16 protein-coding genes are annotated in these 25,952 nt (G+C 72.7%); 12 read left to right on the top strand and 4 right to left on the bottom strand.

Annotated features, from left to right (window positions below; translation table 11 throughout):
• Positions 1-423: 423 nt before the first annotated feature.
• From J2S66_RS08900 to J2S66_RS08885, 4 genes are all read left to right on the top strand, one after another.
• On the top strand, positions 424-894 hold the full coding sequence (locus J2S66_RS08900) for a hypothetical protein (protein WP_310306087.1): 471 nt from the start codon (positions 424-426) through the stop codon (positions 892-894).
• An 801-nt stretch (positions 895-1,695) separates the two neighbouring features.
• Complete coding sequence (locus tag J2S66_RS08895) at positions 1,696-2,430, top strand: GNAT family protein (RefSeq protein WP_310306085.1); 735 nt, start codon at positions 1,696-1,698, stop codon at positions 2,428-2,430.
• Positions 2,431-2,860: 430 nt separating this feature from the next.
• On the top strand, positions 2,861-5,452 hold the full coding sequence (gene lanKC, locus J2S66_RS08890) for a class III lanthionine synthetase LanKC (RefSeq protein ID WP_310306083.1): 2,592 nt from the start codon (positions 2,861-2,863) through the stop codon (positions 5,450-5,452).
• Between the two features lie 17 nt (positions 5,453-5,469).
• Positions 5,470-5,619, top strand: a complete 150-nt coding sequence (locus J2S66_RS08885) for a hypothetical protein (protein WP_310306081.1) — start codon at positions 5,470-5,472, stop codon at positions 5,617-5,619.
• Between the two features lie 1,507 nt (positions 5,620-7,126).
• Here J2S66_RS08885 and J2S66_RS08880 read toward each other — a convergent pair.
• A complete protein-coding gene (locus J2S66_RS08880) occupies positions 7,127-7,429 on the bottom strand; it encodes a hypothetical protein (RefSeq protein WP_310306079.1) in 303 nt (100 codons plus the stop codon).
• 585 nt (positions 7,430-8,014) lie between these two features.
• Between J2S66_RS08880 and J2S66_RS08875 the strand changes: the two genes are divergently transcribed.
• Both J2S66_RS08875 and J2S66_RS08870 read left to right on the top strand, forming a co-directional pair.
• The gene (locus tag J2S66_RS08875) at positions 8,015-8,953 is read left to right on the top strand and encodes a fascin domain-containing protein (protein ID WP_310306077.1); all 939 of its coding nucleotides are present in this window, start codon (positions 8,015-8,017) and stop codon (positions 8,951-8,953) included.
• A 9-nt stretch (positions 8,954-8,962) separates the two neighbouring features.
• Complete coding sequence (locus J2S66_RS08870) at positions 8,963-9,529, top strand: hypothetical protein (protein WP_310306075.1); 567 nt, start codon at positions 8,963-8,965, stop codon at positions 9,527-9,529.
• 169 nt (positions 9,530-9,698) lie between these two features.
• Here J2S66_RS08870 and J2S66_RS08865 read toward each other — a convergent pair whose 3' ends face one another.
• A complete protein-coding gene (locus J2S66_RS08865) occupies positions 9,699-9,989 on the bottom strand; it encodes a hypothetical protein (RefSeq protein WP_310306073.1) in 291 nt (96 codons plus the stop codon).
• 475 nt (positions 9,990-10,464) lie between these two features.
• Between J2S66_RS08865 and J2S66_RS08860 the strand changes: the two genes are divergently transcribed.
• Entirely contained in the window at positions 10,465-12,102 is a 1,638-nt protein-coding gene (locus tag J2S66_RS08860) for a DUF6345 domain-containing protein (protein ID WP_310306071.1), read from the top strand.
• Between the two features lie 194 nt (positions 12,103-12,296).
• Here the strand turns inward: J2S66_RS08860 and J2S66_RS08855 are convergent, their stop codons facing one another.
• Together J2S66_RS08855 and J2S66_RS08850 are read right to left on the bottom strand one after the other, a co-directional pair.
• Positions 12,297-13,664, bottom strand: a complete 1,368-nt coding sequence (locus tag J2S66_RS08855) for an AbfB domain-containing protein (protein WP_310306069.1) — start codon at positions 13,662-13,664, stop codon at positions 12,297-12,299.
• A 96-nt stretch (positions 13,665-13,760) separates the two neighbouring features.
• Complete coding sequence (locus J2S66_RS08850) at positions 13,761-13,991, bottom strand: hypothetical protein (RefSeq protein ID WP_310306067.1); 231 nt, start codon at positions 13,989-13,991, stop codon at positions 13,761-13,763.
• Between the two features lie 551 nt (positions 13,992-14,542).
• On the opposite strand from J2S66_RS08850, the gene J2S66_RS08845 reads away from it, so the two are divergent.
• The 5 genes from J2S66_RS08845 to J2S66_RS08825 all read left to right on the top strand — a co-directional run bounded on the left by J2S66_RS08845 (position 14,543) and on the right by J2S66_RS08825 (position 25,952).
• The gene (locus J2S66_RS08845) at positions 14,543-14,758 is read left to right on the top strand and encodes an MbtH family protein (protein WP_306747886.1); all 216 of its coding nucleotides are present in this window, start codon (positions 14,543-14,545) and stop codon (positions 14,756-14,758) included.
• Between the two features lie 136 nt (positions 14,759-14,894).
• A complete protein-coding gene (locus tag J2S66_RS08840) occupies positions 14,895-20,753 on the top strand; it encodes a non-ribosomal peptide synthetase (protein ID WP_310306064.1) in 5,859 nt (1,952 codons plus the stop codon).
• Positions 20,750-23,914, top strand: a complete 3,165-nt coding sequence (locus tag J2S66_RS08835) for a non-ribosomal peptide synthetase (RefSeq protein WP_310306062.1) — start codon at positions 20,750-20,752, stop codon at positions 23,912-23,914. Before J2S66_RS08840 ends, J2S66_RS08835 begins: the two co-directional genes overlap by 4 nt.
• Complete coding sequence (locus J2S66_RS08830) at positions 23,911-25,278, top strand: FAD-dependent oxidoreductase (protein ID WP_310306060.1); 1,368 nt, start codon at positions 23,911-23,913, stop codon at positions 25,276-25,278. Before J2S66_RS08835 ends, J2S66_RS08830 begins: the two co-directional genes overlap by 4 nt.
• Positions 25,278-25,952, top strand: coding sequence for a DUF6875 domain-containing protein (locus tag J2S66_RS08825; protein ID WP_310306059.1), 675 nt, complete (start codon positions 25,278-25,280; stop codon positions 25,950-25,952). Before J2S66_RS08830 ends, J2S66_RS08825 begins: the two co-directional genes overlap by 1 nt.

The following is a 25,952-nucleotide window of genomic DNA, read 5'->3' as shown; positions in this document are numbered from 1 at the left end:
ACCGTCGATCGGGATCGCGGCACCCACCGCTGCGCAGATGACGTACCACCGCGGTCCGGTCCTGCCCGCACTTCGGGGACTTCGCCCGTCGCCGGCCCGTGGCGACGTGTCCCCGGGCCCGCTGCGGCGGGTGCCCGCCCCACACCCGGTGGATCAGCCGGTCGACCGGGACCACCTGACCGGCGTCCACCGCCAGCGCGGCCAGCACACACCGCTGCCGCGCCGTCCACGAGCGCGAACACCGCGCACAGAAGGCGGAACTCCGCCATCCCCACCCCCGTGGGACCGATCCCCGGAAGCCGGAGTACCGCACCGAGCAGCACGTTGTGGGGAAGCACGGGAATTCACACGGACGGCCCGGACGCTCGCTCCGTGCCCCCCCCCGACTGTGGCGGCACGGCACAGGACGAGGAGAGGGGCACGATGAAGAAGAGGAACGTCCTCGCGCGAAGGCCGGCAGTGCTGTTCCTGCCGGTGATCGCCGCGATCTCGCCGGCCGCAGCACCCGCGAACGCCGCGCTGAGCACTCCTGCGGTGGAGGCGGGAGGCCCGGTTCCGGCCGCGTCCGCCGGTGCCGCGGTCGCACCGCTGCAACCGTCGAACTACATCGGCAACGAGACCTCCATCGGGATCGGGGTGTCGAAGGACTATGTCGCCGGTGCCTACCAGGCGGTCCTGCCGGCCCACTGGCGCACGGACGGGAGCCCGCTCTACTGGAGCCGGGTGCTGTCCTTCTACGTCGGCGCCGGCGCGCACTGCGTCGGCGCCTGGTTCTACGAAGCGGGCGCCTGGCACCCCTACGCGACGGTCAAGGGCCCCTGGGGCACTTCGTCCCGCAGACGGTCGGCGAATCCGTCGCGAGATGGGGCACCGCGGAACCACCGGCGCTGCTGACACCGCCGCTCCACAGGCCACCCGCTTGGCGCTTGACGTGACCGCGCCTGGCGAACGCCGGAGCAAGCGGCCTACCACTACGGTGAACACCTCGCCCAGCCCGGACAGGGCGCAACCACATCTCCCGGTCTCCGATGTGCGGAACCAGAACGAACCGAGTGAAAGCACTCCACGACTTGCGAAGTCGCTGGTCATGAAGTGCCTCCCCGCGCGAGCGGGGTGATCCCCGATCGTTGTCGGGCCGCGTCGCACGGCAGGCGCCTTCCCCACGCGAGCGGGGCGGTCCCGGGTCACTGGAATCGTGGCCGATTCCGGTGCGCCTCCCCTTCGAGCGGGCGGTCCGCCACACCCCGGACGCGGTAGTCAGCTTCACCGGGGCTTCCCGCACAAGCGGGAATGATCAGGCCCTACTGCGCAAGTTCCCGGTTCGCGCTCAGCCTGCGTCCCGCAGCCCGTACGGCCCGAGCCGCGATCAGCGCACTCGTACTGCGGTCGGTTGGCCAGAGGACACCACCATGACTTCTTGGGATTTAGAGGTCCGACACGATCAAAATGCGAGCTTTGCTCATGACAACAACCGTCCCGACGGAACGACGTCCGCAATAGTGCGGAAAGGGAACTCCCACCGTCAGCCTGTACCCCCTATTACGAAGCGGATAATATTCGCCACTTCCCCCGATCCGCTTCGTAACACTACGGCGTTTCGGAGCGACCTAGTGGCGACATCAAGCCAAGCCGGAGGAGAATCCTATGCCTTATGACGTCATCGTCGCGTCCGACCGGGATCTGCTGGACCGGTGGGTGGTCGACGTCGGCCACCAGGTGGCGGCGCTGAGCGACCCGGCTTCGATCCGCCACCGCGCGCTGGTGGGACTGGGCAAGCTGGGGCTGGCGGATCGGCTCGACCGGGTCGACACCCACGTGGCGGACGTGCTCCGGGTGGCGGTCGATGTGCCGAACGCCGAGTCCGGTCGGGAGAAGGTCAGGATCGGACTGGTGGAGTTGAAGGCCACCGGTCTGACTGCGCGGCCCGACGACGACGACGATGCCTGGTTGGAGGCCTTCAGCAGGATCTACGAAGGCGTGGACGAGATCCGGGCGGCCTCGTTGGCCACCGCGGGCAAGTACGAGAAGTTGGAGGACGCCGGGCGCGTCCTCGGACAGATCTCCTCGGTCGACGACGGCACCACCACACTACTGGTACTCCGCGAGGTCCACGGAGACGCTGCGGAAGCGGTGGCGATCGCGTCGGTGCGGGGGTGGGACGAGGGCAGCAAGGAGATCATCATCGCCGATCTCGTCGCCGCACCGGCCTACATCGTCGCGCAACGCACCGGCGCGGGAGGCGCGTTGGTGGAGCACATCGTCCGCAGGGCCAAAAGGTTCGGCGCCTCCGTGTCACTGATCCCCTTGGGCGGCAAGGTCCAAGCGGTCTACACGAAATGGGGCTTCACCGGCTCCGGTGACGGCATGAGCATGAAGGACCAAGCCCTCGACCGGTTCCTGGAGACCCACACCGTCTTCGCCGGCGTGTAACCCGTTCCCCGCACCGGGGAAGCCATCCCGGAGTGGGTCCCCTTGGACGTGTTCGAGCGGTGCGCGCACCCGACGGTGCGCGGTCCGCACAGGGACGGTCCAGGAAGGTGTGCGCACCCAGCAACCAGCACGGCAGGGTGCCCGGCAACAGGCGGGCCCCTTCACGAGGCGCCGGCGTGACCGCCTGCACGTGCCCGGACCCCGCCCGAGGCTCACCGAAACCGGGCATGACCTTCTCTGGATGAGCCACCGCGAAAGCCACCTTTGAACAAGCACCTCGACCCAGTATTCCGTCTCCCCGGTTTCGAACCCGGAAATTGCGGTATCGACTGTTACCCTTCTTCGTCCAACGTGATTCTTATGGCCTAACGACAACAGGTCGAACACGCGTTACGATGGCGGTCGATCCACACCGGGAACCGGGAGAAAAGTGGACAGATACGCACAGTTCTGCCTTGCGGATCCATTGTTCTACGATTCACCCGACCGATGGGGGAATCCCGGCGAATCCTGGCCGCAGGGCGTGGAGCCGCCTCCTGACGGGTGGACGAAAGCGCACCGGGACTCGTGGACCCAACTCGTCCCCGACGGGGTCGACCTGCCCCACCAGGGGTGGAAGATCCACGTCTCGTCCACCCTCGACGAGGCACCCCGCGTCCTGCGCACGGTGTGGGACTACTGCGTGCCCCGGCGGATCTCCTTCAAGTTCCTGGACAGCGCCAGGACGTTGCTGTTCCGCAACCTGAAGTACGCGGACCGCAGCGGGAGCGGGAAGTTCGTCACCGTGTACCCGCAGCACGAGGACGAACTCCATCTCGCCCTCCTCGATCTCGACGAGTTGCTCGCCGGAGTCCCAGGGCCGCGCATCCTGAGCGATCTGCGGTGGCGCAACGGACCGGTGCACGTGCGCTACGGCGGTTTCGCCCGACGACTCTGCCGGGTGCCGACCGGTGAACTCGTGCCCGCGATCGCCGAACCGGGCGGAAAGCTCGTGCCCGACGTCCGCGGCACCGTGTTCCGGCCGCCCGACTGGGTGAAGATCCCCGAGTTCCTCGTTCCGCACGTCGCCGCCCTGGGCGATGGGGACAGACCGGCGGACTTCTTCTACGAGGTGGAACGCGCTCTGCACTTCTCCAACGGCGGCGGCGTGTACGTGGCACGCGACCTGCGGGTGGATCGTCAGGTAGTGCTCAAGGAAGCCAGACCTCACGCCGGCCTCGACCGGACCGGGGCCGACGCCGTGCGGCGCCTGCACCGCGAACACGCGTTCCTCGTCGAACTCGCCGACGTGCCCGCCGTGGCGGACGCCTACGAGCTGCTGGTCCTCGACGAGCACCACTTCCTCGCCCAGGAGTACGTGCAGGGCGCGCGGCTCAACCGGTTGATGGTCCAACGGCACCCGCTGATCGGGGCGGACCCGGCGCAGTCCGACGTCGCCGAGTACACGCGGTGGGCGCTCGACGTGCTCGACCAGGTCGCGGACGTGCTGGACCGACTGCACCGCAGGGGCATCGTGTTCGCCGACCTGCACCCCAACAACGTGGTCGTCGAGCCCGACGGCCGCGTCCGGCTCATCGACTTCGAGATGGCCTACCGCGAGGGTGAACGCCCCAACGTCGGAGTGGGCGCACCCGGCTACGTGCCGACCGACCACCGCACCGGCCCGGCGGCCGACCACTACGCGCTGGGCTGCCTGCGGCTGGCGATGTTCTACCCGATCACCCAGGTGCTGCCGCTGGACCCGGGCAAGGCCGGTGAGCTGGCCGCGGCGGTGGCCGACCGGTTCCCCGTGGGTGCCGGCTTCACCGACCTGGTGGCCCGCGAGATCGGCCCGCTGCCCGAGGTCGCGGGCTCCGTGGCCCTCAGGGCGGCCGACCTGCGCGGCGGCGGCTCCGACTGGGCGGGCGCTCTGGGCTCCGCAGCCCGCGCCATCCTGTCGACGGCCACCCCGCACCGCGACGACCGGCTCTTCCCCGGCGACCTCTACCAGTTCAGCCGCAACGGCCTGGGGTTCGGTCACGGCGCGGCGGGTGTGCTGCACGCCCTCGCGATCACCGGCCACGGCCGTCACCCGGAGCACGAGCAGTGGCTGGTGCGCGCGGTGGGAGCCGGCGGCAGCGACCGGCACGTGGGTCTGCACGACGGCCTGTGCGGCATCGCCTACGCGTTGGACCACCTCGGCCTCACCGACGAGGCGTCACAGGTCCTCGACCGGACGACGTCGCTGGACCCGACCGAGCTGTCCGACGACCTGTTCGCGGGCCTCGCCGGCGTCGGTCTGACGCACCTGCACTTCGCCGACCGCCTCGACACGCTCCCCCTGGTCCGCAAGATCGGCGCGGTCCTCGTCGACCGCTTGGCCGCGCGCGAACCCGTCACCCTCGGCACGCTGGGGACACGCTCGTCCAGCGTCGGACGCGGCGGTCTGCTGCGCGGCGACAGCGGCCCCGCCCTGCTGCTCATCAGGCTCTTCGAGCACACCGGCGAACAGCAGTGGCTCGACGCCGCCGCGACCTGCCTGGCACATGACCTCGCGTCGTGCGTGCGCGTCACCAAGGACGACTCCGTCCAGCTCAGCGAGGGCTGGCGCAGCTTGCCGTACCTGGCTTCCGGCAGCGCCGGCGTGGGTGCGGTCCTCCACCTCTACCTGGGCCACAGCCCGGACGAGCGGCTCACGGACGTGCTCACCGGCATCCGACGCGCCGCCTCCATCGAGTTCGCGGTGCAACCCGGCCTGTTCAACGGCCGCGCCGGCCTCGTCGGTTTCCTGGGCCTGCTGCGCGACCCGGACGCCCCGGACGCGGACCTGGAAGCAGCCATCACCACCCACCTGCGATCCACACCGCTGCACTTCATCGACCTGCGCGGGGAAGTCGCCTTCCCCGGCGAGCAACTCATGAGGCTCTCCATGGACCTGGGCAGCGGCGGCGCCGGTGTCCTCACCGCCCTGCACGCCGTGCTCAACGGCGGCGAGCTCCTGCCGTTCCTGCCGCACGTCCCACCCCCGCCCGCCCGCATCTGACCAGGAAGAAGGAAGTCATGCGCTATCTGCTCGATCTCCAAGACCTCAGCACCTCCGACACCACGGCCCCGGAGTTCGACGGCCTCGACACCATGGCGGCCAGCACCACCAGCCAGCACTGCAGCGGCGGCTGTTGCAGCAGCATGAGCCTCATCACCTGCGGCTGACCCCGCAGACCGCCCTGTGGAGGTGACCTGCCCGGCGGCGGGAACGACGGGCAGGTCACCGGCTCGATCCGCACCACCGGTTCGCCCGACAGCCGACGGCCCACCGACCCCGCATCCGAAGCAAGTCACGCGAACGCGCCCACGGGCGCCATGCCCTGCCGGTCCCTTGGCCTGTTTCGCTACGGCGACACCTGCACCCGCCTCGCCGCCGGGTTCAGCGTCGCCCCGCAGCCGCCGTCCACCACCACGTTCATGAGGCCGGCCGGCTCGCGTGCATACCGGCACGGGGACCCGCACGATCCTCGACGGCACCTTGCAGCGCATCGAGCACATCACCCGAGTTGGTCGTGCCGCTGCAGAATCGCGCCCCTGCGGCCTTCCTGTGCCCGTGGGCCCGACACGTACCGGCGCGTGCTGTGGCCGGTCACGGGCTTCTCCGCCGCCGCGGCCAAGTTGTTCAGCCCTGCCACTGGTTACCGAGCTGGATCGCATCCGGTGCATCGCCGGATCGACGGAGGCGGCGACGGCTCGCCCCCGACGCCGGCCGACCTGGTCATCGAAGACCACCGGCGGTATCCGCGATGTCCGCACGCCCGTCAGCGGCCGGGCGCGACGAGGGGAACTGGACGCCGAGCGAACGGCCGACCTCGACTCATCGCCACCGAGTTGACGACCAACAGCCTCCGGCACATCGGCGCCAGGCGCCGATGTGGATCTGGGGCAACGGGGAACGGACACCGCATACACCGCGAAGCCCGTACCTCTGCGGTCCACGTTCGCACGTCCTGGGCAACTGGCGTAGTGCCGCAACAGCGATCGCACGGCGGCAGGGCCGCTTCCAGCGGCCCGGGTCCGGGCGGCACGGAGATGTTGAGCAAGCAGCGCCCGTGCCGCCCGGGCATCTGCGGCACGTCGCCGCCACCCCACCCCTGACATGGAGCACCGATCAAGGAGCGGCCGGAATCCGAGAGTCCGGAATCGCGCGAACTAGGCTACTCGGGCACAGTCAAGGCTCCACGCGGTCGACTTCTTTCGTGCCGCCAACACACCCGGCGTGTCATTCGAAAGACCAACGTCACGTCAATTGCGGGGATCTCGACGGAGCCATCCGATGCCCACGTGAAGTATCACGAGGGCCGTGGCCGCCGATCCCCTCGGTCAGACGTCCTGAACTCACCCGGAGCAGCGGATCTGCAACAGTGTCGGCAATCGATGCACTCGGATTCGGGTCGACGTCCCGACTATCGAGGGCGACCACGATCGGCTGCCCGCTGATCGGTGGCTGATATCCGCCTCCGCCATGTGAAAGGCTCCAACGAAGTCGTCGCGCGCCCTCCAGCCGGTCGGCGGTGTGCGCGCAAGCCGACAACCCGAACGGGCTCCATGCGTCTGCGTCACGTCCTCATCGTCGCTGTCGTTGCCCGGCCACCGCGCTGCCGACCGCTGCCCCGGCTCCGGCCGGCGTCCTGGACGTGAGCTGCGTCCCGCCCAGCAACCAGACCAACACCTACACGCCGCCGTTGACCGCCACCCCGCAGACCGTCGTCGTCACCTCTTCGGCCCGGTACACCTGCGTCTCGGCCGGCGTGCCCGGCCTGACCTCCGGCTCGCGCACCGTCGAGGTCAGCTCCCCCGGTCGGTCCTGCCTGGACCTGCTCACCGGATTCCCCACCACCCTGACCACCACCTGGAACACCGGCCAGACCAGCACCATCTCCGGCAGCTCCACCGTCGCCACCCTCGACGCGACCCACATCGTCACCACGACCGGCACCGTCACCGCCGGCGACACCGTGGTGTCGACCTCCATCAGCCCGTCCGCTCCGATCCTGCTGTGCCCCTCGGGCTGGGCACCGTCTCCGGCACCACCTCCTCCGCCCGCCTCGAAACCACCTCGGCGTAGCCTTCCGGCGCGGTGGACACGAGTTCTCCGGCGTCGCCGCTGAAGCGCCCATCCCCAGGGGGCGGGCATCGGCCGATCACGCTTCCTCACGGTGCGGGTGTCGACCGCGTGACAGAGCGGCTGTCCAAGTAGCGCCTTCCGCGAAAAGGCGGAATTTCACACCATCGTAGGAGCGTGTGCCGGCACCTGATGGCCGATCGATGGGCCCTTTGGTCTCTGGCGGCACAGCGCCCGTGTGAGCAATGATTCAGGAAGAGGTTCGGGCGCGCCGGTCGTCGGGGGCGGCATCACGCTCACCTGAATTCACCTCCCATGCAGTCGACATGCGACTCGCAGCATTCCTGACCGACAACGCCCACCACAGCGAGACGGCCGGCGGCGGAACTCGGAAGCCAGTCGCGTACCGGAACCACGCGAACAGGAGAGGACCACATGCCATTATCGGTAGCCGACCTTGCCGTGCTCGGGGATACACCGATCACGATCCGGTCGATGTCCTACGCGAACGTGTACCTGCGGATGGACGGCACCGGGGTGACCGCCGACAACTACCGGGGCGGGACGGTCAACTGCCAGTACGGGGCAGGCCCCAAGGAGAAGTACCGGGTCCGCCCCCAAGCCGACGGGTCGTACGCCTTCGAGTCGGCGGCCTTCCCGAAGGTGTACCTGTGGATGGACGGCACCGGGGTCACCACCGCAGGCTCCGGAGGCGGGTCGGTCCGCTGCCAGTTCATCGCCGGCGCACCCGGCGTCTACGAGAAGTACAAGCTCCACGCCCAGGACAACGGGTCGTTCTCCTTCCGATCGGTGGCCTTCCCGAACGTGTTCCTGCGCATGGTCGGCAGTGGGGTGACCGCCACCACCGCCGCCGGGGGCGGGATCGTCAACTGCCAGTTCGACGCCAACGGCGGCGGGGACGAGACGTTCGTCCTCGACCTGGCCGACCAGAGCCTCGACTTCGTCATGCAGCGCCAGGAGCAGACCAATTGGTGCTGGGACGCGGCCTCGGTCAGCGTCGCCAGGTTCTACAACCCCAACGCGGCGTGGACGCAGGGTCTGCTGGCCAACGCGGAGTTCGGGCGCAACGACTGCGTCGTCGGCGCGGGTCAGGTGTCGCCCTGCAACTGGGGCCGGTGGCCGGATGCGCCGCTGACCAGGGTCGGGCACTTCAAAGAGCGCCTCGACAACGCCCTGACCAGCCTGCAACTCGGCCCCGAGTTGGCCAAGTCCGCGCCGGTCCTGGTGAACATCGCCTGGCGGGGCGGCGGCGGCCACATCGCGGCGGTGCGCGGACGCTCCCGGGTGGACGGGGTGGAGCACGTCGCCGTGGCCGACCCCTGGTACGGGGACTCCGACCTGACCTACGACGCCTTCCGGGACAACTACCAGGGCTCCGGGACCTGGAACGTCAGCTACAAGACCAAGGCCTGAGGAGCCCGCATGCCCCTGCACCTGCCCGACCCGCCCACCGGCGTGCCCGACAAGGTCAAGGCGAAGCTCCGCGCGTTCGCCGACGGCGGCAAGTTCTCCACCAAGGCACTGCGCGGCGCCCGCAAGGACCGGCTCGACCTGTCCACCCCCCACCAAGTCTTCACCATGGGGCTCGACGACATCACCTCCGATGCCGGTCTCGACACGGCCCGGCCGGTCGGCTGGCGCTACCTCGTCGAGGACGGCGGACAACTCATCGCCAGCGCCGAAACCACGCAGGCACCCGACGGGACCCACGAGGTCTCGCAGTTCACCGAGGGTCCGTTCGTGGCCGAAACCGACAAAGCCGTCAAGGCCGTCCGAAAGCTGCCCCAACTCGCGGCGGCAGGCTTCGAACTCCGCCTCCTGCGCATCCCCGCCCTCTACGTCATGGCGCTGTGGCTGCACTCGGCAGCCACCGACCTGTTCGTGCCACTGGCACCGTCACCGACCCGCAAGGAAGGCAAACCCGTACCGGCAGCGGAGTTCCTCATCGATCTGTCGGAGCTGGCCCGTCAGTCCGCACCTCCCGTCTGACCCCACCCGTTGACCGGCACCACCCCGTGCCCCTCGACGTGAGCACCGGTGTTCGGGTCGTTGATCGACCGGATCCAAGGTCCGATCAACGACCCGAACGACTCCACGCCGCGTAGCACAGGCCGCCACCACCTCGTCCTGCTCCGGCCGCGGTGTTCGCACGGACGACTCAGGCCCGTCGGACCTGGGCCCAGACGGTTCCCCGGTCGCCGTCACGCCGATGTCCCCGGTTGACCGACAGCCTGTTGACCACGAGCAGGCCACGGCCGTGTTCGGTTGCGCCCAACCTGCCCCGGGTCGGGTCGAGTTCCGTCGCGAACGCGGACGCGGCCTTGAGGATGTCGTTGGCCCGCTGACGTTCCGCGTTCTCCCTGTTGGCCGCCGTCCGATCGAACTGCAGATGCGTCCGCCGAGTGACGGCCGTTCGGCCCGCGCCCACCGGGAACCGGCGCGCCGCCATGCAGCGAAATGGAATACGACGAATACCGGGCACGCTGTCCGCACAAATCGTGCATGAGATATCGAAAGCCTGGGCTGCGCCATTCGGCGCGTGAACGACCGCTCCGCGTCGACAGCGGTCCCTGTCGATCTCGGTCGCTGCGCGGCAGCGACCCCGGGCGGGGTGCTTGCAGACCGTGCGACTCCCGGCAGAGCGGCGCTTCGACGGCGTCCGATCTGCCGGCCGGTCGTGCGCGGCTCCGTCGAGTCCGGTGTGGACTCGATGCGCGGTTCCCGGAGCAGCCGCGGCAGGTACCGCGTCGAGGCCGCGGACCGCAGGAGCGGAGCGTCCCCCACCTGGAGGTTCTTCGTGGGCCGAGAGCGTCAACGGGTGACGCCGTTCGAGTGGACGCCGGTCCGGTTCCGTATCACACCACGTTCGGCGAAGTCCTCCTGTCGCGCCGCGGGCCCTGCTCCGCGGCGCAGGAGGGAAACGCATGTCCACCAGACGACGGGGAGCGACGTTGCTCGCCCTGTCCGGGATGCTGGGCGCGGTGGCGCTGACCGGCGCCACCGCAGGTACCGCGTCCGCCGCCGACGAACTGCCCGTGTACGCCGTCCGCTCGGAGGGCCTGACCCCGGAGCAGGCGGCGGCCCTGCAGCGGGCGTTCGGCCTCGAGAGCGTCGAGCGCACGCCCGAGGGCGTGGTCACGTTCATCGACGAGGACCGCCACCTGCGCGTCCCCGGCATCGACCGCGGCGCGGGCCGGCCCGACGAGAGCGGTCAGGCGACCAGTCAGACCCAGCTCGACCTCGACGCCGTGCGCGGGCTGAGGGCCGTCCCCCTCGACGAGGCCGCCAAGCGCGTCACCGAAACCTTGCGCGGTGTCGGCCTGCTCCCCGGGAACGCCACCGCGAGCGCGTCCCACTCGACGCTCGACATCACCGACGCCAACGGCAACGCGGTGGCCGGCGCCTCGCTGGACACCACGGTGACGTTCGACTTCCAGCTCGACGGCCTCCCGTTGGAGGGCCCCGGCTCGAAGATCCGGGTCTCCCTGGACGGCGCGGGCTCGGTCACCCAGCTCACCTACTCCACCCGCGTGCTCGCCCGCGCCGGCACGGTGCAGGTCCTGGGCTACGACGAGCGCTACAGCAGGTGCCGCGCCGCCGCGTACCCGCTGCAGCTGGGCTTGGCGGACTACATCTACTGGGCGCCGCCCTGGGTCGCTCGCCCCCCGGTCTACGACCGCTTGGAACCGGTCCTCCGCTGCCGGGTCCTGGACCCGTCGACCGGCTCGTCGTCCGTGTTCCACCTGCCCGGCGTCCTCGGCAGCCCCGACCCGGCCCCGGACCCGACCGTGCCGCCCCGCCAGCGCGCCGCCGGTGACGCGGGCGTCGCGGGCGACGTGGGCGCGCAGTGGACCACCCGGGTCGACGTCGGCAGCTCCGGCACCGGCACCTGCCAGTCCCTGTCCGGCATCCCGGCGGACATCACCGGCTTCAACACCCGCTTCACCAACGCGGGCGTCCCGGTGCAGTTCAGCTGGACCGGGGCGAACGCGTGGGAGCAGGACTTCAAGGACCCGGCGTTCGCGGGCGGCCAGGACCACGTGTACGCCGACGACGTCGACATGACCTACTACCACGGGCGGGGCGGCGCGTTCGGCCTGTCGTTCGCCGGGTGCAGCGCCGTCACCGACAGCACGCTGCGCAACACCGAGGCGCGCTGGGGCAACCGGGACGCCGAGTGGATGAGCCTCTACACCCCGAGCCTGCTCCAGAGCACGGCGAGCGGCCAGGCGTGGTGGCAGCGGTGGGGCCCGTCGTTCCGCGGGCTGCACCAGATCAACAGCTTCGAGACGGGCGTGGTGCAGAACAGCTCGTTCGGCTCGCGGTACGGCAACTACCTGCTGCGCAGGCCGTTCCTGAACTTCCTGCGGCCGATGAAGGTGCGCGTGGCGTGGGCTCAGGCGTCGATCGACACCCAGCCGTCGTGGGTGCGGTGGGCGACCATGGGGCCGATCGGGAACTCGTGGATCGCGAACTTCGACGACTACTTCTGGGGCAGGGGGTCGGTCGGGCCGGACACCCTGCCGACCGTGGGTTTCTGGAAGATCTCCGGTTCCAGCTGATCGACCCGCCGGTGGTGCCGGACAGGGGCCCTCCCGGGGCCCCTGTCCCCGTCAACCGATGACCACGACCCCGTCGAGGTCCGCGGTGGGCCGGAGGCCTACCGCGCGCTCTGCGCGAGGCGGGGGCCTCGTGCGGGAGGGCTGCTGCGGGCGCGGTAGGCCGCCGTCTTGCCGCGCCCGCAGCCCCGGTCGGGTCAGTACCCGACCTGGAAGGTGGCGTCCGCCCGGTCGGACGCGGTGGAGATCGGGTCGATCCGGAGGACGTAGCCCGCGTGGCGGAGGTGGCGGTCCGGGAAGTTGTGGGAGCGGAACGAGGACCAGGAGCCGTCCGCAAGGCCCGCGACCCTGGTGAAGGTGGCGTCCGCGTTGAAGGTCGCGCTGCCGTCCGGTGCGGCCAGGGTGATCGCGTAGCCCGAGTGCCTCAGGTAGCGGTCGGGGTAGTTGACCGAGCGGAACGAGACGCCCGACGAGGAGGCCAGGCCGGGGACCAGGCGCCACTGTGAGTCCTGGTAAGGGTCGAACGGGTAGGGGTCGATGCGGGCGGCGTTGTCCTGGTGGCGGATCAGGTGGTCCGGGTAGTTGTAGGACTTGAGCCTGTTCCAGGTCGGGGCGCCCCAGTGGGACAGGAGGTTGTCGTGCTCCGCCCTGGTGATCGGGCAGATGGTGGGATGCTTGGCGTTGAGGGGCTGGGTGTACCGGTCCTTCGTCAGCGGGGTCCAGGAGTCGGTGGCGATGTTGCCCGAACGCCACGCGTACAGCTCGCCGTTCACCGGGGAGAACGAGTCGCCCCACAGGAACCACTCGTTCCGGTCGTTGGCCTTGACCACGATCGGGGCTTCGATGCCGCCGGTCACGACGCCCGCCGTGTAGGTGGTGAAGCTGCGGGGGTTCAACGTCGACGAGCGGGCCCCGTAGAGGCGACCGTCCACGAAGCTCTTGTAGTACAGGTAGTTCACGCCGTTGTGCGTGTGCACCGTACCGTCCAGCACGTTGAACCCCGGGTCGAAGAACAGCTGCGGCGACCCGACGGTGACGAAGTCGGTCGTGTAGTTGACGTGGAACGCGTCCCGCCCGCCGCTGTTGGCCGAGTAGAGGATGCCGTACTGGCCGCGCGCCGGGTCCCAGAAGGCCTCGGGCGCCCAGGTGTGGGTCGGCATCGAGTGCATGCGCAGCCGACGGTAGCCGGTGAACGAGCGCAGGTCGGCCGAGTCCCAGGCGTGGATGTACTGGTTCTGCCGGGTGAAGTCGGTGCCGGTGAGGTCGGTCGCCAGGACGGCGAACCCGCCGGACTGCTTGCGGATGATGTGCGGGTCGCGCAGGCCGCCGGTGCCGGCGGTGGGGGTGGCGACGGGGTTGCCCTGGTTGAGCGGGGTCCACGTCAGGCCGTCGAGGCTCACGGCGAGGTGCAGGGCGTAGCGGTCGGCCACGCGGTTCGGCGATTCGGTGAAGTAGCCCATCACGTAGGCGGCGTCACCGGGCGCGGCGGACGCGGTGTGGCGGAGGACCGAGGACAGGGCGACGGCGGACGCGCCCCCGGTCAGGAACGTGCGTCGGTGCAGCATGGCAGGTGCTCCAAGGTGGGGGTGACCAGGAGGGGAGGTGGCCGGCGGTGGGAGAGTCCCGCCGACCACCTGGTTCGGGGGAACGGGAACGGGCGGTCAGGACGCCGGTTCGCCGGCGGGGGTCGCCGATCGGGTGCCAGGACGGGCGGGGACGCCGTGGGCGGGTGTGCCGCCGGGGTTGCGGGCGGGGGCGACGACGTCGGCGGAGGTGGACTCAGGGGCCTTGCCGTCGTCGTGCGTCGACTGCGGCCGGTGCACCGCGGCGGCGATCCGGGGCGGCACGGCGAGCGGGACCGCCGTGGCGGCGAGAACGGGCGACGATCTCATGGCTCAGCTCCCTGCGACGCTGCACGGGTGAACGCGGTCGAACCCGCGTCCGGAGAACGGACGCGGACTTGGTGTGGTCGAGCGACGTGGCGGTGGCACGCGCACGGGCTCCGAGGTGCCGGCGACCCCGGCACCTCGCTGTTAACGCTAACAGCACCGATGCGTGACGCTCAATACCCACTTCGCCACGCAGCGCCAGCACGTCCCTGGCGTCGAACGCCTTCGACGGAGGTCGACGCGCCCCGCCTCGATGGCCTCGTGTTAGCGATAACAGCCTCTACCTGCGGTAAATCGATTCCGCCGCGTCGACACCACACCACCCCCACTTCGACCGCGTATCGCGCTCAGGGGGAATTCCGCGCCGCACATCAGGTTCCGGTGACCACACGGACACGCGCAGCGACACTCCATAGGCAATTTAAATAGTTTACGACCGGAATCCCGAATGGGCAGTTCGACCGTTCAGTGGCTTCCACATTCCGAGACTCCCGGCGTAACGTTTCGCCCCGGCAAACCCGCCCCATCCGCCAAGGGCTGGAGAACACCGCACCATGAGCGTCGAGAACGCGGATTCCCGCGAATTCCTGGTTGTCCTGAACGACGAGGAGCAGTACTCGGTATGGTTCGCCGACCGCGACCTCCCGGCGGGGTGGCGAGCCGAGGGCACCCGCGGTAGCAGGGAAGACTGCCTGGCCCACATCGACGCGGTGTGGACCGACATGCGCCCGCGCAGCGTCCGCGAGCACCTCGCGGCGCACGGCGGCTGACGCCACCCGACACGCCCTCACCCGACGCGCCCGTTGACCGCGGGCGTCTTCGCCGACCGCGGAAAACGGCCTCCGGCAATAGCCGGCGGCCGGTTCGGTCGTGCACGTCGAAACACATCCGACCGGGAGGCTTTTGGTGCACACGGATTCGGCGCCGCGGTTCGCGCCCGCCCTGCCGCTGCAGAGCGGAATGATCGCGGCCGGGTTGCGGGACCCGTCCGCCGGGACCGACGTGATCCAGTGCGTGCAGCACTGGCCGCACGGCCTGGACACCACCGCCTACCTGGCCGCGTGGCGCGCGGCGGTCGAGCGGCACCCCGTGCTGCGGACCCGGTTCACGTGGCGCGCCGACGGCGGCATGGTGCAGTGGGCCGGCCCCGCGCGGGACGTCCCGGTGCTGGTGGACGACTCGGTGACCGACCTGGACGCGTTCCTGGCGGCCGACCGGCGGGCCGGGGTGGACCCGGTGTCGGCGTCCGCGCTGCGGGTCGTGGCGCTGCCCGGCGACGTGGTGGTCGCGACGTTCCACCACGCGATCCTCGACGGCCGGTCGCTGGCCATGCTGCTGGGCGAGGTCGATGACGACTACGCGGCACGCCTCGCGGGTGGTGCGGCGACCTTCCCGCCCCGCCCGGACTTCGCCGACTACGCCCGCTGGTACGACGCGCGGATCGCGCCCGACCACCCGGGGCAGCTCGCCGACCGGCGGTTCTGGGCCGCCGAACTGGCCGGGGCGCCGGAACCGGGACCGCTGCCGCTGGAGCACGCAGGCCCCGACGCCCCGGTGATGGCCACCGCCGCGCTCGACCTGTCCGCCGCCGAGACCGAGGCGGTCAACGCGCTGGCCGCCGGGGTCGGGGTCACCGTGAACACGGTCGTGCTCGCCGCCTGGGGCCTGGTCCTGGCCACGCACGCACGCGGCGACGAGGCGGTGTTCGGCGTGACGAGGGCGGCGCGGCACGGCACCGCCGAGGGTGCGAAGGACATGGTGGGCCTGCTGCTGGCGACCGTGCCGCTGCGGCTCCCGGTGGACCGGGACTCGTCGGTCGCCGACTGGCTGCGGGACGTGCGCGAGCGGTCGGTGCGCGCCCGCGACCACCAGCTGTGCCCGCTGCCCGACATCCAGCGGGCGGCCGGCCACGAGACGCCGCTGATGCGCAGCCTGGTGCTGTTCGAGCGCAGCGAGGTCAACACCGTGCTGGCCGCGCGGCCGTCGTCGCCGCCGGACCGGCGCGTGCGCATCCTGCGGACCCCCGGCTACGCCATGACGCTGTACGCGTTCGCCGAACCGCACCTGAGCTTCCAGCTGATCCACGACACGGGCCGGTTCCCGGGGTGGGCCCCGGACGCGCTGCTCACGCAGGTCCGCGCACTGCTCGCGGGCATGGCGCAGGCGCCGGGACGACCGGTGCGCGAGCTGGCCGAGCCGCGCGGGGCGGAACGGGTGCGGCTGCTGGAGCACTGGAACCGCACCGACGTGGAGTTGCCCGACGACGCGACCGTGCCCGCCCTGTTCGCCGAGCAGGTGTGGCGGCGGCCGGACGCGGACGCCGTGTTCGACGGCGCGCGGTGGCTGACCTACCGCGAGCTGGACGAGCGGTCGGACCGGCTGGCGCACGTGCTCGCGGCCCGGGGCGCGGTGGCGGACCGGCCGGTGGGGCTGGCGCTGCCGCGCGGCGCGGACCTGGTCACGGCGATGCTGGCCGTGCTCAAGACCGGGGCGGCCTACCTGCCGCTGGACCCGGCGAACCCGGCGGCGCGCGACGCGGTGGCGCTGCGCGAGTCCGGCGCGTCGCTGGTGGTCGCCGACCGCCCGCGCCCGCTGCCGGACGGGGTGGGCGCGGTCGTGCTGTCCGAGGTAGACCTCGACGCCGGGCCGACCGCGTTCGACGCCGTGCCCGCGCACCCGTCGGGCGTGGCCTACGTCAACTACACCTCCGGCTCGACCGGCAGGCCCAAGGGCGTCGCGGTGCCGCACCGGGGCGTGGTGCGGCTGGTCACCGGACCGAACTTCGCCCGCTTCGGGCCCGGGCGGACGTTCCTGCACCTGTCGGCGACCGCGTTCGACCTGACCACGCTGGAGGTGTGGGGCGCGCTGCTGACCGGCGGCCGGGTCGTGCCCGCGCCGGAGGGCCCGGTCGACCCGGCCGTGCTGGCGGCGCTGCTGCGCGAGCACCGGGTGGACGTGCTGTGGCTGACCGCCGGGCTGTTCCACGCCCTCGACCCCGCGCTGACCGCCGACGTCGAGCAGCTGCTGGCCGGTGGCGACGTGCTCGCGCCGGACGCGGTGCGCGCGTCCCTCGCGGCACGCGGCGGCAAGCCGGTGGTCAACGGGTACGGGCCGACCGAGAACACCACGTTCACCTCGTGCCACGTGATGACCTCGCCCGACGAGGTGGGCGCGACCGTGCCGATCGGCGTGCCCGTGCAGCGCGGCGCGGTGTACCTGCTGGACGAGCTGATGCGGCCGGTGCCGGTGGGCGTGCCCGGCGAGCTGTACGCCGGCGGCGACGGGCTGGCGCGCGGCTACTGGGGCGCGCCCGCGCTGACCGCCGCGAAGTTCGTGCCCGACCCGTTCGGCGCGGAGCCGGGCGGTCGGCTGTACCGGACCGGCGACCTGGCGCGGTGGCGGCCCGACGGGGTGCTGGAGTTCGTGGGGCGCGCGGACCGCCAGGTGAAGGTGCGCGGGTTCCTGGTGGAGCCCGCCGAGGTCGAGGCGGTCCTGCGGGAACACCCGCTGATCGGGTCGGCGGCCGTGCTGCCGGTCGGTGACGGCGAGGCGCGGCACCTCGTGGCGTTCGTCGTGCCCTCGGGGTCGTTCGACGTCGACGCGGTGCGCGAGCACGTCGCCGGGCGGCTGCCCGCCTACCTGTGCCCCGCCAGGTACGTCCCGCTGGCCGAGCTGCCGCTGAACCGCAGCGGCAAGGTCGACCGGGCGGCATTGGACTCGGTCCGCGCCCCGGGCGCGCGGGGCGCGGACCGGACCTCCCCCGCCACCGGCACCCAGCGCCGGCTGGCCGGGCTGTGGCGACACCTGCTGGACGTGCCCGAGGTGTTCGCCGAGGACGACTTCTTCGCCATCGGCGGCAACTCGCTGCTGGCGGTGCGGCTGGCGTTCCGGGTGCGCGAGGAGTTCGGCGTGGAGGTGCCGGTGGCCGAGCTGCACAGGGCCCGCACGCTGGCCGCCTGCGCCGCCGCGCTGGACGCCCTGGGCACGTCGGGGGCCGCGCCGACGGCGGGCATCGCGCGGCGCGACCGGTCCGCCCACCGGGTGCCCGCCTCGCGGCCCGCGTCCCGGCCGGTCCCGGACCACCTGGTGGTGCCGGGCGGCGGGGGTGACTGGGCGGCGTGGCGGTGGGTCGAGCTGCGCGGAACCGGGTTCGGCGTCGAGCCGCTGCTGGCCGTGGCGAGCCCGGACGCGGCCCGCGCGGCGGAGGACGCGCTGGCCGCCGAGGACGCGCTGGGCGAGGCCCGGTGGGCGGCGTTCCGCGTGCTGCGGGAGGTCGAGGACCGGGCGTCGGGCGAGCAGCGGTCCGCGCTGCGCCGGATCGGGCGGCTGGTGCGCAAGGGCCGGTTCGCCGAGGCGCGGGCAGCGCTGGCGGCCGTCGAGGCGGTCACCGTCACCACTCCCCTGCCCGCGCCCGCCGCGGTCGACACCGCCGGCGGCGACGCGGTCGCGGTGGGGGCGGCGGAGCCGGGGACGACGGGGGCAGAGGTGCAGCTCGTGGTGCCGCGGGAGGGGTTCGCCGAGGTGGGCGCGGCGCTCGCGGTGGCCGCCGACGCCGCCGCCCGGCACGAGGCGCTGCTGGCCGACTACGCGACCCGGTTCGAGGAGGGCCGGCGCGCGGCGGCCGACGTGCTGCGGGTCGTGAGCGGCGACCCGAAGTTCCGCGAGGCGGTGGCGTGGCAGAACCCGCGTGCGCTCCAGACCGCCGTCGACGCGCTGCACCGGGCGCTCGGCGGCGACCGGCCCGCGCCGCGCAACGTCGACTACCGGCGCTGGGAGCACACCGTCGTCAGCTACCTCCAGCGCTACTGCGCGAAGAACGACACGATCGGGTTCTTCGGGCCGGTCGGCTGGGCGCGGGTCGAGGACGACGCGCCCGCCGCGCTGACCGCCCGCCCGGGGCCGGAGCTGGTCGACTCGCGCACGGTCTACCTGGAGAACTGGGCCGTGCAGCAGCTCGCGGAGGCGTTGACGACCGACGAGGTGCGGCCGTGGGCGGTGCCGCGGCGGATGCCGTTCGTGCACGTCGACGGCGACACGCTGCACGTGCCGATGACCGGGCCGGTGCGGCTGCCCGCGCTGGACGCCGCCGTGCTCGCCGCGTGCGACGGGCTCACCGGGGCGCACGCCCTCGCCGAACGGCTCGGCGAACCCGAACGGGACGTCTTCGACGCCCTCGAACGGCTGCGCCAGGCCAAGCGCATCGCGTGGACGCTGGAGGTGCCGCCGGAGGCGCTGGTGCCGCAGGAGTCGCTGCGGCGGCAGGTCGCGGCCATCGGGGACGACGCGGTGCGCGCGGCGACCGCGGCGAAGCTGGCCGAGGTCGAGCGCGGCCGGGACGCGGTCGCGGAGGCCGCGGGTGACCCGGACCGGCTGGTGAAGGCGATCGGCGACCTCCAGGAGACGTTCACCGGCATCACCGGCGCGGCGGCCGTGCGCAGGCCCGGCCTGTTCTACGCGGGCCGGACCGTGGTGCACGAGGAGTGCCGCCGCGACCTGGACGTCACGCTGTCCCCGGCGCTGCTGGAGACGCTGTGGTCGCCGCTGTCGCTGGTGCTGGAGGCGGCGCGCTGGTTCACCGGCGCGGGCGCCGCGCTGTACGGGCGGGCGCTGCGCGAGGTCTACCGGGAGCGGGTCACCGCCACCGGGTCGGACCGGGTGCCGCTCGCGGACTTCTGGCTGTGGGCCAACGACACGATCTTCCGCCTCGACGAGCGGCTGATCGGGCGGCTCGTGCAGGCGTTGCAGCAGCGCTGGGCCACGGCGCTCGGTACCGGTCAGCCAGGTGGGCGCGAGGTCCACCACCGCGGCGACGACGTGCGGGACGCCGTGCTGGCCGCGTTCGCCGCGCCCCGGCCGGGGTGGCGGGGCGCCGTGCAGCACAGCCCGGACGTGCTGATCGCCGCGCGCGACGAGCAGGCCGTGCGCGAGGGCGACTACCGGTGGGTGCTGGGCGAGGTGCACCCCGGCGTCAACACCATGCGGTCGGCGCTGTTCGTGTCGCAGCACCCCGACCCGGAGCAGCTGCGCACGGCGATGGCCCGGGACCTGGGCGGGCCGCGGGTCGTGCTGGCCACCACCCGCGAGGAGGGGGGCACGCCGCAGCGGCTGGCCGACGCGCTCGTGCTGCCGCGGGACCTGAAGATCGTGTTCGGGCACGACGCGTGCGGACCGGGCCTGGCGGACGCCGTGCCGGTGGGCGCGTGCGAGGTCGTCGAGGTCGGCGGGCGGCTGCTGGCCCGCAGCCGGGACGGCCGGGTCGACCTCGACCTGGTCGAGCTGCTCAACGAGCAGGTCATGGCGCAACTGGTGCAGCACTTCCGGCTGCTGCCGGCGGGCGAGCACACCCCCAGGGTGAGCATCGACCGGCTGGTCGTCGCCCGGGAGGGCTGGCGATTACCCGCCGCCAGGTCGGCGTTCGCGTTCGCGGCGGACGAGGAGACCCGGTTCCTGCGCGCGCAGGCGTGGCGCCGTGAGCACGGCATGCCGAGGTTCGTGTTCGTGAAGAGCCCGGTGGAGCACAAACCGTTCTACGTGGACCTGGAGAGCCAGCCGTCGGTCGAGCTGTTCGCCCACGCGGTGCGCGCGCTGGACCGCGAGAAGCCCGAGGCGCCGATGGGTGTGGGCGAGATGCTGCCCGGCCCGGACCAGCTGTGGTTGACCGACGCGCACGGCGCGCGGCACACGGCGGAGTTCCGCGTCGTGGCGGTGGACCGGCGGGGCTGGCCCGAGCGGGCCGGCGTGAAGAGGGGGGAGGGACTGCGATGAGCGCAGTGATACCGGAGGGTCGGGCGGACGAGGTCTTCCTGTTCCCCGCGTCGTCGGGGCAGCGCAGGCTGTGGCTGGTCGACCAGCTGCTGCCCGGCAGCCCCGTCTACAACATCGGCTGGCGGGTGGGGATCGACGGTCCGCTGGACGTCGACGCGCTGCGCGCCGCGCTGGACGCGCTGGTCGCGCGGCACGAGGCGCTGCGCACCCGGTTCGCGGTGGACGACGGCGTGCCCGTGCAGGTCGTGACGGCGGTGGCGCCCGTGCCGCTGCGCCTGGCCGAGGCGCCCGACGTGGACGCGGCGGTGCGCGAGGAGGTCGGCAGGCCGTTCTCGCTGCACGACGGGCCGCTGCTGCGGGCGAGCCTGCTCAACGGCGACGTGCTGGTGCTCGTGCTGCACCACGCGATCGCCGACGGCTGGTCGTGCGCGGTGCTCTTCGACGAGCTGGCGGTGCTGTACGCGGCCGAGGTGGGCGGTGCGCCCGCCGAGCTGCCCGAGCTGCCCGTGCAGTACCCGGACTACGCGGTGTGGCAGCGGGAGCAGGTCGACGGCGGCGCGTTCGCCGCCGGGGCCGAGCACTGGCGGCGCGCGCTGGACGGCGTGCCGACCGTGCTGACGCTGCCCGCCGACCACCCGCGACCGGCCGTCCCCACCGGCCGGGGCGCGGAGCTGCGGGCCGGGGTGGAGATCGGCGACGGGTCGTTCGCGCGGCTGCTCGCGGTCTTCCAGTGCGTGCTGCACCGGGTGACCGGCCAGGCGGACTTCCTGGTCGCCACGCCCGTCTCGGCCCGCACGCTCCCGGAGATGGAGGGGCTGGTCGGGTTCGTCGCGAACACCCTGCCGCTGCGCGCGACCTTCACGCCGGGCACGACGTTCGGCGAGGTCGTCGCGGCGGCCGAGGCGGCGACGGTGGCCGCGCTGGCGCACCAGGACCTGCCGTTCGAGCAGCTGGTGGACCTCGTCGCGCCGCAGCGCACCCTGGCTCACTCGCCGCTGGTGCAGGTGATGTTCGCGGTGGAGCCGGTGCCGGCCGCGCGGGTCGCGGGCCCCGTCGTGTTCCGGCCGGAGACCGTGGCCAACGGCGGCGCGAAGTTCGACCTGTCGCTGACCGTGGAGCGGGACGGCGACCGGTGGTTCGCGCGCTGGCAGTACGACGCCGAGCTGTTCGACGCCGCGTCGGTCGAGGCCCTGCACGCGGTGTTCGCCGCCGCCGCGCACGCCTCCCCCGCCGAGAAGGTGGCGGAGCTGGTGCTCACCGACCGGGACTTCGGCGAACGCGCGGTCGACGTGCCCGCCGGGACCGCCGCCGGCCTGGTGCTCGCCGCGCTCGCCGAGAACCCGGACGGCGTCGCGATCGCAGGTGTCGACGGCGGGTGCGAGCTGACCCGCGGCGAGCTGGACCGGGCCGCGAACCGGCTGGCGCACGTGCTGCTCGCCGCGGGCGCCGGCCCCGACCGGCCGGTGGCGCTGTGCCTCGACCGGGGCGCGTCGGTGGTGACCGGCATCCTGGCCGCCTGGAAGGCGGGCGCGGGCTACCTGCCGCTGGACCCGTCGTGGCCCGCCGCCCGGCTCACCGCCATGGCCGAGGGCTCGGACGTGCCGGTGCTGGTCACCGACGGCGCGGCCCGCGAGGTCACCGGGCCGCTCGACGGGCCGTGGACCGAGGTCGACCTGGACACCGCCGACCTGGCCGCGCAGCCCGACACCGCGCCGGACGCCGTGCCGCAGCACCCCGGCGGCCTGGCCTACGTCATCCACACCTCGGGTTCCACCGGCAGGCCCAAGGGCGTGCGGTGCACGCAGGGAGGCCTGGCCGCGCTGCTGCGCGCCATGGTGGAGCTGACCGGCCTCGGCCCGGACGACCGGTTCGCGTCCATCACCACGCCCGCGTTCGACGTGTCCACGGTGGAGATGCTCGCGCCGCTGGTGACGGGCGCGACGCTGGTCGTGGTGCCGGCCGACGACGTGGCCGACGGCGCGCTGCTGCGCGAGCGGATCGCGGCGACGCGGGCCACCGTCGTGCAGGGCGGTCCGGCGAGCTGGCGGATGGTCGTCGCGGCGGGCGGCGTGCCGGGGTGCGTGCGGCTGGCGATCAGCGGCGGCGAGGCGATGACCCGCGACCTCGCCGACGACCTCCAGCGCGGCGGCGCGGTGCTGATCGACGGCTACGGCCCCACCGAGACCACGGTGTACTCGGCCGCGGGCGTCGTGGCGCACGCGCCGGACCCGGTGCGGCTGGGCCCCGCCGTGCGCGGCACGTCGCTGCACGTGCTCGACCCGCTGCTGCGCCCGGTGCCGCCCGGTGTGATCGGCGAGCTGCACATCGGCGGCGCCGGTGTGGCCTGCGGCTACCACGGCCTGCCCGGGACGACCGCCGACCGGTTCCGGCCGGACCCGTTCGGCGACGCGCCCGGTGGCCGCCTGTACGCCTCCGGCGACCTGGTCCGGCGGCACGCGAACGGGAAGCTGGAGTTCCTGGGCCGCGCCGACCGGCAGCTCAAGGTGCGCGGCTACCGCATCGAGCCCGGCGAGGTCGAGGCCGTGCTGCGCGCCCACCCGGACGTGGCGCAGGCCGTCGTCGTGGCGTGGTCCGCGCACGCGGCCGACGTGCGGCTGATCGCCTACGTCGTGACCGCCGGGGACGTCCCGGACGACGAGCTGCGCCGCCGGCTGCGACCGCACCTGGCGGCGGGCCTGCCGGAGTACATGCTGCCGGCGTCGGTCGTCGTGCTGCCGGAACTGCCGCGCACCGGCACCGGCAAGATCGACCGGGACGCGCTGCCCGCCCCGGTGTGGACGACCGAGGACGTCGAGCGCGTCGACCCGCGCGACGACACCGAGCTGCGCATGGCCGAGATCTGGCGGGACGTGCTGTCCATGCCGGCCGACGCGCCGCTCGGCGTGCACGACAACTTCTTCGCCCTGGGCGGCCACTCGCTGACCGCCACCCAGATGCTCGCCCGGGTCCGCACCGCGCTGGACGCGGACCTGCCGCTGGCGACGCTGTTCGCCGCGCCGACCATCGCCGAGCTGTGCGCCGGGCTCGCCCGGGGCACGGCCACGCGCGGTCCCGTGCCGCTGCTGGACCAGCTCGACGAGCTGTCCGACGCCGAGATCGACCGGCTGCTGGGCACCCTGGACGACGGGGACCTGCTGTGAGCCGGCACGCGCTGGTCGTCGGCTCCGGGCTGGCCGGCTCGCTCACGGCCGTCTACCTGGCCCGGCGCGGCTACCTGGTGCGGGTGCTCGAACGGCGTGGCGACCCGCGCGCGCCGGGCGTGCGCGAGGAGGGCCGCTCGATCAACCTCGGGCTGTCGCAGCGCGGGATCGTCGCGCTGCGCGAGATCGGGTTGCTGGAGCGGTTGGCGCCGCTCACCGTGCCGATGCGCGGCCGGGTCGTGCACCTGCCCGACGGGCTGCGGTTCCAGCCCTACGGGTTGGCGGAGGACCAGATCCTGCACTCCGTGCTGCGGCACGACCTGAACGTGGCGCTCGTCGACGAGGCGGAGCGGCGGGGCGTCGAGTTCCTGTGGGGCCACCGGGTCACCGCCGTGGACCGGGCCAAGCCCGCGGTCACCGCCCTCGGCCCGGACGGCGAGGAGGTGCACACCGCGGACCTGGTGATCGGCGCCGACGGCGCGTTCTCCGCCGTGCGCGGGCACCTCGGCCGCGGCCGGCGGGTGGACCTGCACCAGGAGTTCCTGGAGTGGGGCTACAAGGAGCTGCTGATCCCGGTCGGCGACGACGGGCGGCCGCGCACCGAGCTGCGCGCGCTGCACGTGTGGCCGGGTGACGACGGGCTGATCGTGGCGCACCCCAACGCGGACGGCTCGCTGACCGCCACGGTGTTCCTGCCGTTCGACGGCGAGCACGGGTTCGCCGGGCTCACCGAGCCGGGGAGGGTCCGGGACTTCTTCGCCCGCCGCTTCCCCGACACGCTGACCCTGATCCCGGACGTGGTGGAGCAGTTCCTCGACCACGAGCCCGCGAGCCTGGTCACCGTGCGCACCTCGCCGTGGCACTCCACCACGGACGAGGGTCGCGGGATCGTGCTGATCGGCGACGCCGCGCACGCGGTGTACCCGTTCTTCGGGCAGGGCATGAACGCCGCGTTCGAGGACTGCTCGACCCTCGACCGCTGCCTGGCCGCCCACCCGCACGACCTGCCGCGCGCGCTGGCCGCGTTCGAGGCCGCCCGGAAGCCGCACACCGACGTGCTGGCCGAGCTGTCCGAGCGCAACTTCGTGGAGCTGCGGGACAAGCTGCGCTCACCGCTGTTCCTCGTCCGCAAGAAGGTGGACCTCGCGCTGCACCGGCTGTTCCCCCGCAAGTGGGTGCCGCTCTACACGCTGATCGCGCACACCACCGTCCCCTACGGCGACGCCCTCGCCCGTGCCCGGCGGCAGGACCGCCTGCTGGACACGGCCCTCGCCGCCACCGCAACGCTCGCCGGCGCCACCCTCGCCGGGCTCGTCGTCCGCTCCCGAGGCACCCGATCCCCGGGCGGAAGGAAGGTGACGTGATGCTGGTCCACCCGACCGGCCAGGCCCACCCCCTGGTCGAACCGGCCGACTTCGCCGGTCCCCGGCTGCCCGAGGAGGTGGCGGCGCACGAGCCGCAGCTGCGCGCCGTCTTCGCGTGGGCCGGCGAGTACCTGGGCGGCCCGCACCCCGACCTGGGCAGGCGCGGCGCGGTGTGCCCGTTCACCGACACCTCGTTGCAGCGCGGGCTGTTCTACCTGTCGGTGCGCGCCGGCACGCCGAGCGACCCCGACGAGCTGGCCGCGCTGCTGCTGCACTACCGCGACTGGTTCGCCGGGCTGGAGCCGCGCACCGGTCCCGGCGCGCAGTTCAAGACGATCCTGGTGCTGTTCCCGGACCTCGCGGAGTTCGGGGTGGTGGACCGGACGCAGGAGCTGCTGAAGGCCGAGTACACCCGGCTGGGGCTGATGCTCGGCGAGTTCCACCCCGGCCCGCCGCAGAAGGCCGGCCTGTGGAACCCGGCCTTCCGGCCGCTGCACAGCCCCGTCCCGCTGCTGGCGATCCGGCACATGGTGCCCACCGACTTCCCCTTCCTGCGCGACGACGACACCACGGTCGCCGCGTACCTCCAGCGGTTCGGCGGACGCGTCCCCACGCACCTCCGCGACGAGGTGCGGGCCGCCGCCGACCGCCTCTCGACCCCGGCGGGGAGCTGA

The sequence above is a fragment of the Saccharothrix longispora genome (genome assembly GCF_031455225.1).
In the GTDB taxonomy this organism is placed as follows: Bacteria; Actinomycetota; Actinomycetes; order Mycobacteriales; family Pseudonocardiaceae; genus Actinosynnema; species Actinosynnema longispora.
This window is presented reverse-complemented; position numbering and strand designations above follow the sequence as displayed.